This is a genomic window from Pararhodobacter sp., assembly GCF_034676545.1.
Classification (GTDB): domain Bacteria; phylum Pseudomonadota; class Alphaproteobacteria; order Rhodobacterales; family Rhodobacteraceae; genus Pararhodobacter.
Genome location: NZ_JAUCBZ010000015.1, coordinates 3,753,912 through 3,766,558 on the forward strand (window position 1 = coordinate 3,753,912; position 12,647 = coordinate 3,766,558).

Consider the following 12,647-nt stretch of genomic DNA (forward strand, 5'->3'; position numbering starts at 1 on the left):
ATTTTCTCCCGACCTTTGGGCAGGATGCCCAGGGTTTCGTTCAAGCTGTCAGGTGCAGGTCAAGCCGAAGCTTCGACCACCACATGCCAGCGCTTCGACTTCGAAATCGGTGCACATTCTTCGATCCGAACAATGTCACCAACCTTGAATTGGTTCAGCGGGTCATGAGCGCGGTATTTCTTCGAGCTCCGAACCGTTTTCTTCATTTGCGGGTGCGTGAAGCGACGCTCGACCAGAACCGTGATGGTCTGCTCGTTCTGATCGCTCGTCACGGTGCCGGACAGGATGCGTTTTGGCATGTGCGTGCTCCTCAGTTTGCCGCCGCTTCAGCGGCTTTTTGGTTCAGAATGGTGTTCACACGCGCCACTTCGCGGCGCACGGTGCGCTGACGAGCGGTGTTTTCCAACTGGTTGGTTGCCGCCTGAAAACGGAGGTTGAAAGCCTCTTTCTTCAGGGTGACCAGGGCTTCGCGCAACTGGTCCGGGGTCTTGTCGCGTAGTTCTGCGGCTTTCATGCCTGCTGTTCCTTCCAACATCACCAGAGGGCCCTTTTGGGTGACCCTGCGTCCGGTGGAGTCAATAATAAACGCGCTGATTCCCAGACGGAAATCCGCGCGATGGGGTCCTATACGCGTGGCAGCGAGAAAGGGCAAGGGCGCAGATCGAGAATCCGCGCCCTGCCTGATGTGGTCATGCCGCCTGCGTTCAACCTTCGGCGCCAGCACCCGAGATGTGCTTGAAGGTGTAGCGCTCTTCCCCGATGCGCTCCATCAAATCGAGCTGAAGCTGCAACCAGTCGCGATGCGCCTCCTCGTCGATGGCGGTCGCTTTGAAAAGCTCGTAGCTGCCCAGATCATCGGCGGCATAGGCCGCTTTGGCGGCCTGCGTGTAAAACCGGATGGCCTCCAACTCGTCCGCCAAGTCCGCTTCGAACATCGCCTTGAGGCTTTCCGGGGCTTTCGGCTTGGACGCAAACGCCATGTCGGGGGTTCCGCCCAGTGTCATGATACGCGCCAGGAATACGTCGGAATGGCCGGTTTCCTCGGCGAATTCCTCGCGCATTTTCGCGGCCAGCCGATCAATGCCCCAATCGTCAAGCACATGTGAATGCAACTGATACTGATGCTGTGCGCTCAGCTCCATCTGCAGGGCGGTGTTCAGGTTCTTCAACGTCTCTGAATTGCTCACGGTCTGGCTCCTTTTGTGTCTCCACTACAGATATGCATGGATGGGCATGTTTCAACCGATAGCCCGCGAGACGCGCCATCATGTCGGCGTCTGGGCCGGATTGATCGTGCGTTACGTCGATTGCCCCTCGTGCGTTGCGATGGGCTGCGGTAATCAGAGGGCATGTCACAGATTGAATCGCTGTTCGCGACCCGCCTTTACCGCGCCCGTTTGTCAGAGCTGGGCAAAACCGTGGACCCGCAAGAGCTGGAATCCTCGTGCTACTCGATTGCCGAGGATGACGAGGCCGGGCAGGAGTGGTGCGCCGAAAATGGCTATCCGGGCTATACCAGCTATGCCTCGCTGACCGACCTGCCCTGGCGCTTTCCGATCTTCAAGGCGCTGGTCAAGGTGCTGGACAAACACGTCGCTGCCTTTGCCGAGGACCTGCAATTCGATCTCGACGGGCGCAAGCTGACGCTGGAGGATCTGTGGATCAACATCCTGCCCGAGGGCGGGATGCACGCCTCGCATATCCACCCGCATTCGGTGATCTCGGGGACGACCTATGTGACGATGCCCAAGGGGGCCTCGGCGCTGAAACTGGAAGACCCGCGCTCGGCCATGATGATGGCCGCCCCCACCCGGCTGAAGGACGCACGCCGCGAATTGCGCACGTTCATCTATGTGGAGCCTGAGGTCGGTGACGTGCTGCTGTGGGAAAGCTGGCTGCGCCATGAGGTGCCGATGAACCAGGCCGAGGACGAGCGGATTTCGGTGAGTTTCAATTACAGTTGGTCCTGAAAGGCCCAACTGCGTGCGGTGTTGCGGGTTTTCAACGAAAACTTGTGGGCCGGCACCCGGTTGATCATTGATGCGCACACAAATGCAAAACCCCCGCTGCTTGCGCAACGGGGGTTTTCTTTTCTGTACCGTGTGGGGCCCGCCGAAAATCTGCGATTTTCCGCGACACCCCACCCGGCGTGCAAGGCACGCCGTTTACCAGTCTTCGCGCATCACGACGCGGGTTTTCATCGGCAGCTTCATCGCCGCAAGGCGCAGGGCCTCGCGGGCGACGTCTTCCGACACGCCGTCGATCTCGAACATGATCCGGCCTGGCTTGATCTTGGCGGCCCAATAATCCACCGAGCCCTTGCCTTTACCCATCCGGACCTCGGTCGGTTTTGACGACACGGGAACATCGGGGAAAACGCGGATCCAGACACGGCCCTGACGCTTCATGTGACGGGTCATGGCACGACGAGCAGCTTCGATCTGGCGCGCGGTCATGCGCTCGGGTTCTACGGCCTTGAGGCCAAAGGACCCGAAGTTCAGATCAGAACCGCCCTTCGCAAGACCGTGGATACGGCCCTTGAACTGTTTGCGGAACTTCGTCCGTTTCGGTTGCAGCATCTATCTTCTCCTGTCAGGCGATCAACGCCGGCCGCGGGGTGCGCCGCCGCCTGGTGCGTCCTGAAGCTCGGCATGCCGGCGATCGTGCGCCTGCGGGTCGTGCTCCATGATGTCGCCCTTGTAGATCCAGACCTTGATCCCGATGATCCCGTAAGGGGTCGAAGCCTCGGCCAATGCATAGTCGATGTCAGCGCGCAGCGTGTGCAGCGGGACACGGCCCTCGCGGTACCATTCGGTCCGCGCGATTTCCGCACCACCCAGACGACCCGCGATGTTCACGCGGATGCCAAGCGAGCCCACCCGCATGGCGTTCTGCACCGCGCGCTTCATGGCGCGACGGAACGACACACGACGCTCGAGTTGCTGAGCAATCGACTCGGCGACCAGAGCCGCATCCAGGTCCGGCTTGCGGACTTCGATGATGTTCAGGTGCAGTTCGCTGTCGGTGAAGTTTGCCAGCTTCTTGCGCAGACCTTCGATATCGGCGCCTTTTTTGCCGATGATCACGCCGGGACGCGCGGTGTGGATCGTGACGCGGCACTTTTTGTGCGGACGTTCGATCAGCACGCGGCTGACGCCAGCGGCCTTGCACTCTTCCTTGATGAATTCCCGCATGCGCAGGTCTTCAAGCAACAGATTGCCGTAGTTCTTGCCTTCGGCGTACCAGCGGCTGTCCCAGGTGCGGTTGACCTGAAGACGCATGCCGATCGGATTTACCTTCTGACCCATTACGCTTGCTCCTCGCGCTCACGCACCTTGATGGTGATCTCGGAAAATGGCTTCATGATCTTGCCGAAGCGACCACGCGCCCGCGGACGACCGCGCTTCATGGTCATGCGCTTGCCGACCCAAGCCTCGGCCACGATGAGGTTGTCCACATCAAGACCATGGTTGTTTTCGGCGTTGGCAACGGCCGACTGAAGGCATTTCTTCACGTCGATCGCGATACGCTTTTTCGAGAAGGTCAAATCGGCCATCGCCTTGTCGACCTTCTTGCCGCGGATGAGACCAGCAACCAGGTTCAGCTTTTGCGGCGAGATGCGCAGCATGCTGGCTTTGGCCATGGCTTCGTTATCAGCCACGCGGCGGGGATTATTCTCTTTGCCCATGACTTATTTCCGCTTCGCTTTTTTGTCAGCCGCGTGACCATAATAGGTCCGAGTTGGCGAATACTCACCAAACTTCTGGCCGATCATGTCCTCGGTCACGCTGACCGGGATGTGCTTCTTGCCGTTGTAAACGCCAAAGGTCAGCCCCACAAATTGTGGGAGAATCGTTGAGCGGCGCGACCAGATCTTGATCACTTCGCTGCGGCCGGAATCGCGCGCTTTTTCTGCTTTTTTCAGCAGATAGGCGTCGACAAAAGGGCCCTTCCAGACAGAACGTGCCATCGATTAGCGGCCCTTCTTCTTGGCGTGACGCGAGCGGATGATGTATTTATCCGTCGCCTTGTTCGAGCGGGTTTTCTTGCCCTTGGTGTCTTTACCCCAAGGTGTGACCGGAGTCCGACCGCCCGAGGTACGACCCTCACCACCACCGTGCGGGTGGTCGATCGGGTTCATGGCAACACCACGCACCGACGGACGCATGCCGTAGTGACGGTTGCGGCCAGCCTTGCCAAGGTTCTGGTTGGAGTGGTCAGCGTTCGAAACCGCGCCAATGGTTGCCATGCATTCCTGACGGATCATGCGCAATTCGCCCGAGGACAGGCGCAGCTGTGCGTAGCCACCGTCGCGACCGACGAACTGGGCATAGGTGCCAGCGGCGCGGGCGATCTGACCACCCTTGCCGGGCTTCATCTCGACGTTGTGCACGATCGTGCCCAGCGGCATGCCCGAGAACGGCATTGCGTTGCCCGGCTTGACGTCGGTTTTCGCGCCCGCGATGATCGTGTCGCCGACGGCCAGACGTTGCGGAGCCAGAATATAGGTCTGCTCGCCGTCTTCGTAGCGGATCAACGCGATGAACGCGGTGCGGTTGGGGTCATATTCAATGCGTTCCACGGTGCCGGGAACATCGAACTTGCGACGCTTGAAATCTACAATGCGATAGAGACGCTTTGCGCCCCCGCCGATGCGGCGCATCGTAATCCGTCCGGTGTTGTTCCGGCCGCCCGATTTCGTCAAACCCACGGTCAGGGATTTGACGGGACGTCCTTTCCAAAGCTCCGAACGGTCGATCAGAACCAGCCCTCGCTGGCCTGGCGTCGTCGGTTTGTACGACTTGAGTGCCATGCTTTCTGTCTTCCGTTGCTTTGCGGCGGGTTGCCCCGCCTCTCGGTTATAGCCCCCCGTAGGTGGCCTTAGTGCCAGACCCGGTAGGGCCCAAACTCATAACACACACGCCCCGGAACGAATCCCGAAGCGCGCGATCCGCGGCAGATAACAGGGATAGTTTGGGGTGTCTATAGGAGTCGCGGTGAATTTCCGCAGCGGGTGCGTGCAATGCCATTTTGCCGCTCGTGGCGCCATGCCCCGACGACACTGCCGGCGCCCCTCAACCAAACCCGGCATGGCAGAACGGCCCCCGCATACGCGAAGGCCGTTCCTGTTCTTCAGGATCTTCAGATCAAAGACCGGTGGAGACGTCGATTGCGTTGCCGTCCTCGAGGGTGACATACGCTTTCTTCACGTCTTTGCGCCGTCCGAGCATACCCCGGAAGCGCTTGGCTTTGCCTTTGGTGACCAGCGTGTTGACCGCTTTGACCTTGACGCCAAAGAGTGCCTCGACGGACTCCTTGATTTGCGGTTTGGTCGAGTCCATCGCCACTTCGAACACAACCGCGTTGGCCTCAGAGGCCATGGTTGCTTTCTCGGTGATGATCGGCTTGCGGATCACGTCGTAATGTTCTGCTTTCGCGCTCATGCCAAACGAGCCTCCAGTGCTTCGACACCCGCCCGCGTGATCACCAGGGTGTCGCGCTTGAGGATGTCATAGACGTTTGCGCCCATCGACGGCAGGATATCCACGCCGGCGAGGTTACGGGCAGCGGCGGCGAAGTTCGCGTTGACTTCGGCACCGTCGATGATCAGGACCTTTTTCCAGCCCAGATCGTTGACAGCTTTCGCCAGCATGGCGGTCTTGGCTTCGGCCAGATCGGCCGCATCCAGGATCACCAGTTTGCCAGCGGCCAGCTTTGCCGACAGCGCGTGCTTCAGACCCAGCGCACGAACCTTTTTGGGAAGGTCGAACGCGTGGCTGCGCGGAGTTGGGCCCTTGTAGACGCCACCCGAGCGGAAGATCGGGGCCTTCTTGGAGCCGTGGCGTGCGCCGCCGGTGCCCTTCTGGCGATAGATCTTCTTGGTCGAGAACGACACATCCGAACGGCCGAGAACCGAGTGGGTGCCGGCTTGCGCTTTCGCGCGCTGCCAGCGGACCACACGATGCAGCAGGTCGATGCGAGGCTCGAGGCCGAAGATCGCGTCGTTCAGCTCAAGCTCACCGGCGGAACCGGCGTCGAGTTTGATGACAGCGGCTTTCATTCTTGAGCTCCTTCAACAGCAGCAGGCGCAGCCTCTGCCGACGCCGTTGCTTTCAACGCAGCGGGACGCGGCGCATCAGCATGGGCAGGCTTCTTGACGGCATCCTTGATGGTGACCCAGCCACCCTTCGACCCCGGAACGGCGCCCTTGACCATGATCAGGCCACGGTCGGCGTCGCAACGGACGATCTGCAGGTTTTGGGTGGTCACACGGACAGCGCCCATGTGGCCGGCCATCTTCTTGCCTTTGAACACCTTGCCAGGGTCCTGACACTGGCCCGTGGACCCGTGCGACCGGTGGCTGACGGACACGCCGTGCGAGGCCCGAAGACCGCCAAAGTTGTGGCGCTTCATGACACCCTGAAAGCCCTTACCGATCGAGGTGCCGGCGATGTCCACGAACTGCCCGGGCAGATAGTGGTCAGCCGAAATCTCGGCGCCAACGTCGATCAGGTTGTCAGGGCTGACACGGAACTCGGCAAGCTTGCGCTTTGGTGCCACGTTGGCTTTCGCGTAGTGGCCACGCATCGGCGCGGACACTCGCTTGGCCTTGGCGGTACCGGCGCCGAGTTGGACAGCGGTGTAACCATCGGTATCAGCGGTGCGCTGGGCGACCACTTGAAGACCATCGAGTTGAAGAACGGTGACCGGAACCTGGCGACCATCCTCCATGAACAGCCGGGTCATGCCCAGCTTTTTTGCAATCACTCCAGAGCGCATCGTCTTGGCTCCTTATACCTTGATTTCGACGTCAACGCCGGCAGCGAGGTCGAGCTTCATGAGCGCGTCCACGGTCTGCGGGGTCGGATCGATGATGTCGAGAAGGCGCTTGTGCGTACGGATTTCCCACTGGTCGCGCGACTTCTTGTCGATGTGCGGACCACGCAGAACCGTGAACTTCTCAATTTTATTGGGCAATGGAATTGGCCCGCGAACGTTAGCGCCGGTACGCTTAGCCGTGTTCACGATTTCCGCGGTGCTGGCATCCAACACACGGTAATCAAAGGCTTTCAGCCGGATTCGAATAGTCTGACCTGACATTTGTCTTCCCTCAGGATTGGCGGCGGGGCCGGGTTACGGCCCCACCTCACCAAATCACTTGATGATCTTGGACACCACGCCAGCGCCGACGGTGCTGGCCGCCTTCGCGGATGGCGAAGCGCAGCTTCTCTTCCATGGCGATCGGCGCGATCAGTTCGACTTCGAACTTCAGGTTGTCGCCGGGCATCACCATCTCGGTGCCCTCGGGCAGCTTGACGGTGCCGGTGACGTCCGTGGTGCGGAAGTAGAACTGCGGGCGGTAGTTGGCGAAGAACGGCGTGTGACGGCCACCCTCATCCTTGGTCAGGATATAGGCCTCGGCCTCGAACTCGGTGTGTGGCAGAACCGACTTCGGCTTGCACAGAACCTGGCCACGCTCCACGCCCTCGCGGTCGATGCCGCGCAGCAGGATGCCGACGTTGTCGCCTGCCTCACCACGATCCAGCAGCTTGCGGAACATTTCCACGCCGGTGCAGGTCGATTTCTTGGTGTCGCGGATGCCGACGATTTCGATCTCGTCGCCAACGTTGATCACGCCGCGCTCGATCCGGCCGGTCACCACCGTACCACGGCCGGAAATCGAGAACACGTCCTCGATCGGCATCAGGAACGGCTGGTCCACGGCACGGGCCGGGGTCGGAATGTACTCGTCAACCGCTTTCAGCAGCGCGCGGATCGAGTTCTCGCCGATTTCCGGCTGCGTGCCGTTCATCGCGTGCAGCGCCGAGCCCTTGATGATCGGGATATCGTCGCCGGGGTACTCGTATTTGCTGAGCAGCTCGCGGATTTCCATCTCGACCAGCTCGAGCAGTTCCTCGTCATCCACCTGGTCGACCTTGTTCATGTAGACAACCATGTACGGAATGCCGACCTGACGGCCAAGCAGGATGTGCTCGCGGGTCTGCGGCATCGGGCCGTCGGCGGCGTTCACCACCAGGATCGCGCCGTCCATCTGTGCGGCACCGGTGATCATGTTCTTGACGTAGTCGGCGTGGCCGGGGCAGTCGACGTGTGCATAGTGACGCGTCTCGGTCTCGTATTCGACATGCGCGGTCGAGATCGTGATGCCACGGGCCTTCTCTTCGGGCGCGCCGTCGATCTGGTCATAGGCGCGGAAGTCGCCAAAATACTTGGTGATCGCAGCCGTCAGCGTCGTCTTGCCATGGTCAACGTGACCAATCGTGCCGATGTTCACGTGCGGTTTGTTCCGTTCAAACTTTGCCTTTGCCATGATGGCTTCTCCTAATCTTGTGTTGCGGGCGGCGGGGATAACCCCGCCCTACAGGGCTGGTAGGGCGGGGTTATCCCCGCCACACCGTCAAGCGTATTTCTTCTGGATCTCGTCCGAGATATTCTGCGGCACAGCGTCGTAATGGTCGAACTGCATCGAGAACACGGCGCGGCCCGAAGACATGGAACGCAGGTTGTTGATGTAGCCGAACATATTGGCCAGCGGCACCATGCAGTCGATGACGTTGGCGTTGCCGCGCGAGTCCTGACCCTGCACCATGCCGCGACGGCTGGTCAGGTCACCGATGATCGACCCGGTGTATTCCTCGGGCGTCACGACTTCGACTTTCATGATCGGCTCGAGCATCTTTGCCCCAGCCTTGCGCATCCCTTCGCGCATTGCGGCGCGGGCAGCGATTTCGAAGGCCAGAACCGACGAGTTGACGTCGTGGAAGGCACCGTCGATCAGCGACACTTTGAAGTCGATGACCGGGAAGCCTGCCAACGGGCCCGAATCCATCACCGATTTGATGCCCTTTTCGACACCCGGGATGTATTCTTTCGGCACCGTGCCGCCGACGATCTTGGATTCGAACGAATAACCTTCGCCCGGCTCGGTCGGTTCGATGATCAGCTTGACGCGCGCGAACTGGCCGGTACCACCGGTCTGCTTCTTGTGCGTATAGTCGATCTCGGCCTTGTGGCTGATGGTCTCGCGATAGGCCACCTGAGGCGCGCCGATGTTGGCCTCGACCTTGAACTCGCGCTTCATGCGATCAACCAGGATGTCGAGGTGAAGCTCGCCCATGCCCTTCATGATCGTCTGACCCGACTCAAAGTCGGTTTCGACGCGGAACGACGGGTCTTCGGCTGCCAGACGTGCCAGCGCAATACCCATCTTTTCCTGGTCGGCCTTGGTTTTCGGCTCGACTGCGATCTCGATCACAGGCTCAGGGAAGGTCATGGTTTCCAGAACCACCTGATTGGTCGGGCTGCACAGCGTGTCGCCCGTGGTGGTTTCCTTCAGACCGGCCAAGGCAATGATGTCGCCCGCAAAGGCTTCTTCGATTTCCTCACGGGCAATCGAATGCATCATCATCATGCGGCCGACGCGCTCGCGCTTGCCTTTGGTCGAGTTCATCATCTGGTCGCCCTTCTTGAGGGAACCGGAGTAGATCCGCGTAAAGGTCAGCGAGCCCACAAACGGGTCGTTCATGATCTTGAACGCCAGAGCCGAGAACGGCTCGGAGTCGTCGGCATGACGCTCGATGTTGCGGGTTTCCGTCTCATCGTCGGGCGAGAAGCCCATGTAGGCCGGAATATCCAACGGCGACGGCAGATAGTCGATGACAGCGTTCAGCAGGGGCTGCACGCCCTTGTTCTTGAACGCGGAACCAGCGGTCACCGGGAAGAACGCCAGCTTCAGCGTGCCCTTGCGGATCAGGCTGCGCAGGGTTTTCTCGTCGGGCTCCTTGCCTTCGAGATACGCTTCCATCGCCGCGTCGTCCATGTCGACGGCAAGCTCGATCAGATTGGCGCGCCATTCGTCGGCAACGTCCTGAAGCTCGGCGCGAATCGGCCGACGGACCCAGTTTGCGCCGAGGTCTTCACCGATCCAGACCCACTCTTCCATCTTGATGAGGTCAATGATCCCCTCCAGGTGGTCTTCGCAACCGATCGGCAGAGCGATCGGCAACGGCTGGCCACCGGTGCGGTCCTTGATCATCGCGACGCATTTGAAGAAGTCTGCGCCGATCTTGTCCATCTTGTTGACGAACACGATGCGCGGAACCTTGTAACGGTCAGCCTGACGCCAGACGGTTTCGGTCTGCGGCTCGACACCGGCGTTGGCGTCCAGCAAGCAGACAGCACCGTCGAGAACCGCCAGCGAACGCTCGACTTCGATGGTGAAGTCGACGTGGCCAGGGGTGTCGATGATGTTGAACCGGTATTTGGTTTCAGCCGTGCCTTCGTTGGTCGGATCTTCCTGACGCTGCCACGTGGTTGTGGTTGCAGCCGAGGTGATGGTGATCCCGCGCTCTTGCTCCTGCTCCATCCAGTCCATGGTCGCGGCGCCTTCGTGCGTCTCGCCCATCTTGTGGTTCTTGCCGGTGTAGAACAGGATCCGCTCGGTCGTCGTGGTTTTACCCGCGTCGATATGCGCCATGATCCCGAAGTTGCGGTAGCGTGGTAGCTGATACTCGCGTGCCATAATGTCAGCCCCTTACCAACGATAGTGGCTGAACGCTTTGTTTGCGTCGGCCATCTTGTGAGTGTCTTCGCGCTTTTTAACCGCGGTGCCGCGGCTGTTGACCGCGTCCGAAAGCTCGCCGGCAAGGCGCTCTTCCATGGTGTGCTCGTTGCGCTTGCGGGCCGCGATGATCAGCCAGCGAATCGCCAAAGCTTCACGACGGTTGGTCGCGACTTCGACAGGCACCTGATAGGTGGCACCACCGACGCGGCGCGACTTCACTTCGACCGACGGCTTGATGTTCTCAAGCGCCTCGTGGAACACTTCGATCGGCGAACGCTTCAGGCGCTGCTCAACACGCTCGAGCGCGTTGTAAACGATGGTTTCGGCGACCGACTTCTTGCCGTCGACCATCAGGTTGTTCATGAATTTTGTCAGTACCTGGTCGCCATATTTGGCGTCGGGCAGGACTTGGCGCTTTTCAGCGGCGTGACGACGTGACATCTGCGGATCTCCTTATTTCGGACGCTTCGCGCCGTATTTCGAACGACGCTGGCGGCGGTCTTTGACGCCTTGCGTATCGAGAACACCGCGGAGGATGTGGTAGCGAACACCGGGAAGGTCTTTGATACGACCGCCGCGGATCAGAACCACAGAGTGCTCCTGAAGGTTGTGCTTTTCACCGGGGATGTAGCTGATGACTTCAAAGCCATTGGTCAGACGCACCTTGGCGACTTTCCGCATAGCCGAGTTCGGCTTCTTTGGCGTCGTGGTGTAAACACGGGTACAAACGCCGCGCTTCTGCGGGCAGGATTCCAGGTGCATCGACTTGGAACGTTTAACTCGGGGCTGCCGCGGCTTGCGGATCAGCTGTTGGATCGTTGGCATATCAATCGCCCTATCTTGCAACCCGTTCGTCCATCCCTCGTCAGAGAGGTTTCCGGGGGCAGTCCGTACTTAGGCACCTTGCGCGTCCGCAAAGCACAAAACCGCATGCGTTTCCCGGTTGGGAGACGCCGCGGTGGAGTTCCAGAGGATCGAAGCGGTGAAGCCCGGATCATGACCACGTAGTGTTATCTAAAGCCCCGAGTCACACGACGTGCATGAACCGGGTGAGGGCCTTCTAGGGAGAGTCGCCCCCCTTGTCAACACAGCGCGAACCCCCGTGTGCCCCCGGTTTCAAGATTGTCGCCTTGGCCGCGTTGCCGCGCCGCTGGCTTGTTGCTAGGCTTGGGTTTTCCAACGGGAAATGCGCGCCATGTCGATCCGCCGCCGTCTTCTTCGCCATCGCGCGGCCCGCCGGTCGCAGGTCATCGGGTTGTGCCGGTTTTCCTATCCTGCCCTGGGCGGGTTTCAAAGGGTCCACGAGACACTCGACGAGCGAAGGGCGTTCCTGTACGCGCCCGAACGCCTGAATGAGCGCTTTCGCATGTTCGAGGCGCTCACCCTGCCCTCGCTGCGCGCGCAGACCGACCCGGATTTCACCTTTCTGATCGTCATCGGCGAGGATTTGCCGGGTGACCATCTGAACCGGCTGAAATCCCTCACGGCAGACCTGCCGCAGGTGATCATACAGGCGCATCCGCCGCTGCGGCACCGCACGATCATGGCCGAGGCGATCAACTCGGTGCGCCACAAGGACCGGTTCACCGTGCAGTTCCGGCTGGATGACGATGACGCGGTGGGGGTGAATTTCGTCGCGGCGCTAAGACGCAATTTGCGCCAGTGTCTCGATGTGTTCGACGACGCGGCTTTGTTGGCGATGGATTTCGTCAATGGCTATACCGCGCGCGCCAGTGCCAAAGGGCTGGAGGCCGAACCCGCCAAGCGGTTGCTGGTCAGTGCCGGTCTGGCAATCGCGTTTCGCCCCGGCCATCATCTGACGGTGATGAATTTCGGCCACCATGAGGTCTGGCAGCATATGCCGGTTCTCAGCCGCCTTGACCCGGATATGTGGATCCGCGGGGCAAATGATCACAACGATTCCCGAGAGGCCCTGGCGCAGAATGCCGTTTTGCTGACGCCCGCACAGGAACAGGACTTCCAGCGGGCGTTCGGCATCAATTCAGACGCGGTACGCGCAATCTGGCGGCGCAAAGATACGGCACAGGTTGGCGCGTGAGAG

At 60.3% G+C, this 12,647-nt stretch carries 17 protein-coding genes and 1 pseudogene; 2 read left to right on the forward strand and 16 right to left on the reverse strand.

Annotated elements, in window-relative coordinates; genetic code table 11:
• Nucleotides 1-59 precede the first annotated feature (59 nt).
• From rpsQ to VDQ28_RS21890, 3 genes are all read right to left on the reverse strand, one after another.
• Nucleotides 60-299, reverse strand: coding sequence for a 30S ribosomal protein S17 (gene rpsQ, locus VDQ28_RS21880; RefSeq protein WP_323037944.1), 240 nt, complete (start codon nucleotides 297-299; stop codon nucleotides 60-62).
• 11 nt (nucleotides 300-310) lie between these two features.
• Nucleotides 311-514 (reverse strand): 50S ribosomal protein L29, encoded by a 204-nt coding sequence (gene rpmC, locus VDQ28_RS21885; protein ID WP_323038181.1) that lies wholly within the window; start codon nucleotides 512-514, stop codon nucleotides 311-313.
• Between the two features lie 190 nt (nucleotides 515-704).
• Nucleotides 705-1,187, reverse strand: a complete 483-nt coding sequence (locus VDQ28_RS21890) for a bacterioferritin (protein WP_323037945.1) — start codon at nucleotides 1,185-1,187, stop codon at nucleotides 705-707.
• 162 nt (nucleotides 1,188-1,349) lie between these two features.
• Here VDQ28_RS21890 and VDQ28_RS21895 point away from each other — a divergent pair, with 162 nt between their 5' ends.
• Nucleotides 1,350-1,970, forward strand: coding sequence for a 2OG-Fe(II) oxygenase family protein (locus VDQ28_RS21895; protein WP_323037946.1), 621 nt, complete (start codon nucleotides 1,350-1,352; stop codon nucleotides 1,968-1,970).
• Between the two features lie 195 nt (nucleotides 1,971-2,165).
• Here the strand turns inward: VDQ28_RS21895 and rplP are convergent, their stop codons facing one another.
• The 13 genes and pseudogenes from rplP to rpsL form a co-directional block, all read right to left on the reverse strand.
• The gene (gene rplP / locus VDQ28_RS21900) at nucleotides 2,166-2,579 is read right to left on the reverse strand and encodes a 50S ribosomal protein L16 (RefSeq protein ID WP_323037947.1); all 414 of its coding nucleotides are present in this window, start codon (nucleotides 2,577-2,579) and stop codon (nucleotides 2,166-2,168) included.
• Between the two features lie 21 nt (nucleotides 2,580-2,600).
• Nucleotides 2,601-3,308 carry a 30S ribosomal protein S3 gene (gene rpsC, locus VDQ28_RS21905; protein ID WP_323037948.1) on the reverse strand — a complete coding sequence of 236 codons (708 nt, stop codon included), beginning with the start codon at nucleotides 3,306-3,308 and terminating at the stop codon, nucleotides 2,601-2,603.
• Nucleotides 3,308-3,688, reverse strand: a complete 381-nt coding sequence (rplV, locus tag VDQ28_RS21910; protein WP_323037949.1) for a 50S ribosomal protein L22 — start codon at nucleotides 3,686-3,688, stop codon at nucleotides 3,308-3,310. The genes rpsC and rplV overlap by 1 nt, the downstream gene beginning before the upstream one ends.
• 3 nt (nucleotides 3,689-3,691) lie before the next feature.
• Entirely contained in the window at nucleotides 3,692-3,970 is a 279-nt protein-coding gene (gene rpsS, locus VDQ28_RS21915) for a 30S ribosomal protein S19 (protein ID WP_323037950.1), read from the reverse strand.
• A 3-nt stretch (nucleotides 3,971-3,973) separates the two neighbouring features.
• On the reverse strand, nucleotides 3,974-4,813 hold the full coding sequence (rplB, locus tag VDQ28_RS21920) for a 50S ribosomal protein L2 (RefSeq protein ID WP_323037951.1): 840 nt from the start codon (nucleotides 4,811-4,813) through the stop codon (nucleotides 3,974-3,976).
• A gap of 334 nt (nucleotides 4,814-5,147) precedes the next feature.
• Nucleotides 5,148-5,444 carry a 50S ribosomal protein L23 gene (locus tag VDQ28_RS21925; protein ID WP_323037952.1) on the reverse strand — a complete coding sequence of 99 codons (297 nt, stop codon included), beginning with the start codon at nucleotides 5,442-5,444 and terminating at the stop codon, nucleotides 5,148-5,150.
• Nucleotides 5,441-6,061, reverse strand: coding sequence for a 50S ribosomal protein L4 (gene rplD / locus VDQ28_RS21930; protein WP_323037953.1), 621 nt, complete (start codon nucleotides 6,059-6,061; stop codon nucleotides 5,441-5,443). Before rplD ends, VDQ28_RS21925 begins: the two co-directional genes overlap by 4 nt.
• A complete protein-coding gene (rplC, locus tag VDQ28_RS21935) occupies nucleotides 6,058-6,780 on the reverse strand; it encodes a 50S ribosomal protein L3 (RefSeq protein ID WP_323037954.1) in 723 nt (240 codons plus the stop codon). The genes rplD and rplC overlap by 4 nt, the downstream gene beginning before the upstream one ends.
• A gap of 12 nt (nucleotides 6,781-6,792) precedes the next feature.
• Nucleotides 6,793-7,101 carry a 30S ribosomal protein S10 gene (gene rpsJ, locus VDQ28_RS21940; RefSeq protein WP_323037955.1) on the reverse strand — a complete coding sequence of 103 codons (309 nt, stop codon included), beginning with the start codon at nucleotides 7,099-7,101 and terminating at the stop codon, nucleotides 6,793-6,795.
• A 54-nt stretch (nucleotides 7,102-7,155) separates the two neighbouring features.
• Nucleotides 7,156-8,332: pseudogene (gene tuf, locus VDQ28_RS21945) on the reverse strand (elongation factor Tu).
• Nucleotides 8,333-8,419: 87 nt separating this feature from the next.
• Nucleotides 8,420-10,543, reverse strand: coding sequence for an elongation factor G (gene fusA / locus VDQ28_RS21950; RefSeq protein WP_323037956.1), 2,124 nt, complete (start codon nucleotides 10,541-10,543; stop codon nucleotides 8,420-8,422).
• Between the two features lie 12 nt (nucleotides 10,544-10,555).
• Entirely contained in the window at nucleotides 10,556-11,026 is a 471-nt protein-coding gene (gene rpsG / locus VDQ28_RS21955) for a 30S ribosomal protein S7 (protein ID WP_323037957.1), read from the reverse strand.
• 12 nt (nucleotides 11,027-11,038) lie between these two features.
• Entirely contained in the window at nucleotides 11,039-11,410 is a 372-nt protein-coding gene (rpsL, locus tag VDQ28_RS21960; protein WP_323037958.1) for a 30S ribosomal protein S12, read from the reverse strand.
• Nucleotides 11,411-11,780: 370 nt separating this feature from the next.
• On the opposite strand from rpsL, the gene VDQ28_RS21965 reads away from it, so the two are divergent.
• Nucleotides 11,781-12,644, forward strand: coding sequence for a putative rhamnosyl transferase (locus tag VDQ28_RS21965; protein ID WP_323037959.1), 864 nt, complete (start codon nucleotides 11,781-11,783; stop codon nucleotides 12,642-12,644).
• Nucleotides 12,645-12,647: the final 3 nt, after the last annotated feature.

Excerpts from the sequence above, each read along its gene's own strand:
- rplV (WP_323037949.1), bottom strand. The coding sequence starts at position 3,688 with ATGGGCAAAGAGAATAATCCCCGCCGCGTGGCTGATAACGAAGCCATG.
- rpsJ (WP_323037955.1), bottom strand. The coding sequence starts at position 7,101 with ATGTCAGGTCAGACTATTCGAATCCGGCTGAAAGCCTTTGATTACCGT.
- rplB (WP_323037951.1), bottom strand. The coding sequence starts at position 4,813 with ATGGCACTCAAGTCGTACAAACCGACGACGCCAGGCCAGCGAGGGCTG.
- VDQ28_RS21925 (WP_323037952.1), bottom strand. The coding sequence starts at position 5,444 with ATGAGCGCGAAAGCAGAACATTACGACGTGATCCGCAAGCCGATCATC.
- rpsC (WP_323037948.1), bottom strand. The coding sequence starts at position 3,308 with ATGGGTCAGAAGGTAAATCCGATCGGCATGCGTCTTCAGGTCAACCGC.
- rpsS (WP_323037950.1), bottom strand. The coding sequence starts at position 3,970 with ATGGCACGTTCTGTCTGGAAGGGCCCTTTTGTCGACGCCTATCTGCTG.
- rpsQ (WP_323037944.1), bottom strand. The coding sequence starts at position 299 with ATGCCAAAACGCATCCTGTCCGGCACCGTGACGAGCGATCAGAACGAG.
- VDQ28_RS21965 (WP_323037959.1), top strand. The coding sequence starts at position 11,781 with ATGTCGATCCGCCGCCGTCTTCTTCGCCATCGCGCGGCCCGCCGGTCG.
- rpmC (WP_323038181.1), bottom strand. The coding sequence starts at position 514 with ATGAAAGCCGCAGAACTACGCGACAAGACCCCGGACCAGTTGCGCGAA.
- rpsG (WP_323037957.1), bottom strand. The coding sequence starts at position 11,026 with ATGTCACGTCGTCACGCCGCTGAAAAGCGCCAAGTCCTGCCCGACGCC.
- rplD (WP_323037953.1), bottom strand. The coding sequence starts at position 6,061 with ATGAAAGCCGCTGTCATCAAACTCGACGCCGGTTCCGCCGGTGAGCTT.
- rpsL (WP_323037958.1), bottom strand. The coding sequence starts at position 11,410 with ATGCCAACGATCCAACAGCTGATCCGCAAGCCGCGGCAGCCCCGAGTT.
- VDQ28_RS21895 (WP_323037946.1), top strand. The coding sequence starts at position 1,350 with ATGTCACAGATTGAATCGCTGTTCGCGACCCGCCTTTACCGCGCCCGT.
- fusA (WP_323037956.1), bottom strand. The coding sequence starts at position 10,543 with ATGGCACGCGAGTATCAGCTACCACGCTACCGCAACTTCGGGATCATG.
- rplP (WP_323037947.1), bottom strand. The coding sequence starts at position 2,579 with ATGCTGCAACCGAAACGGACGAAGTTCCGCAAACAGTTCAAGGGCCGT.
- rplC (WP_323037954.1), bottom strand. The coding sequence starts at position 6,780 with ATGCGCTCTGGAGTGATTGCAAAAAAGCTGGGCATGACCCGGCTGTTC.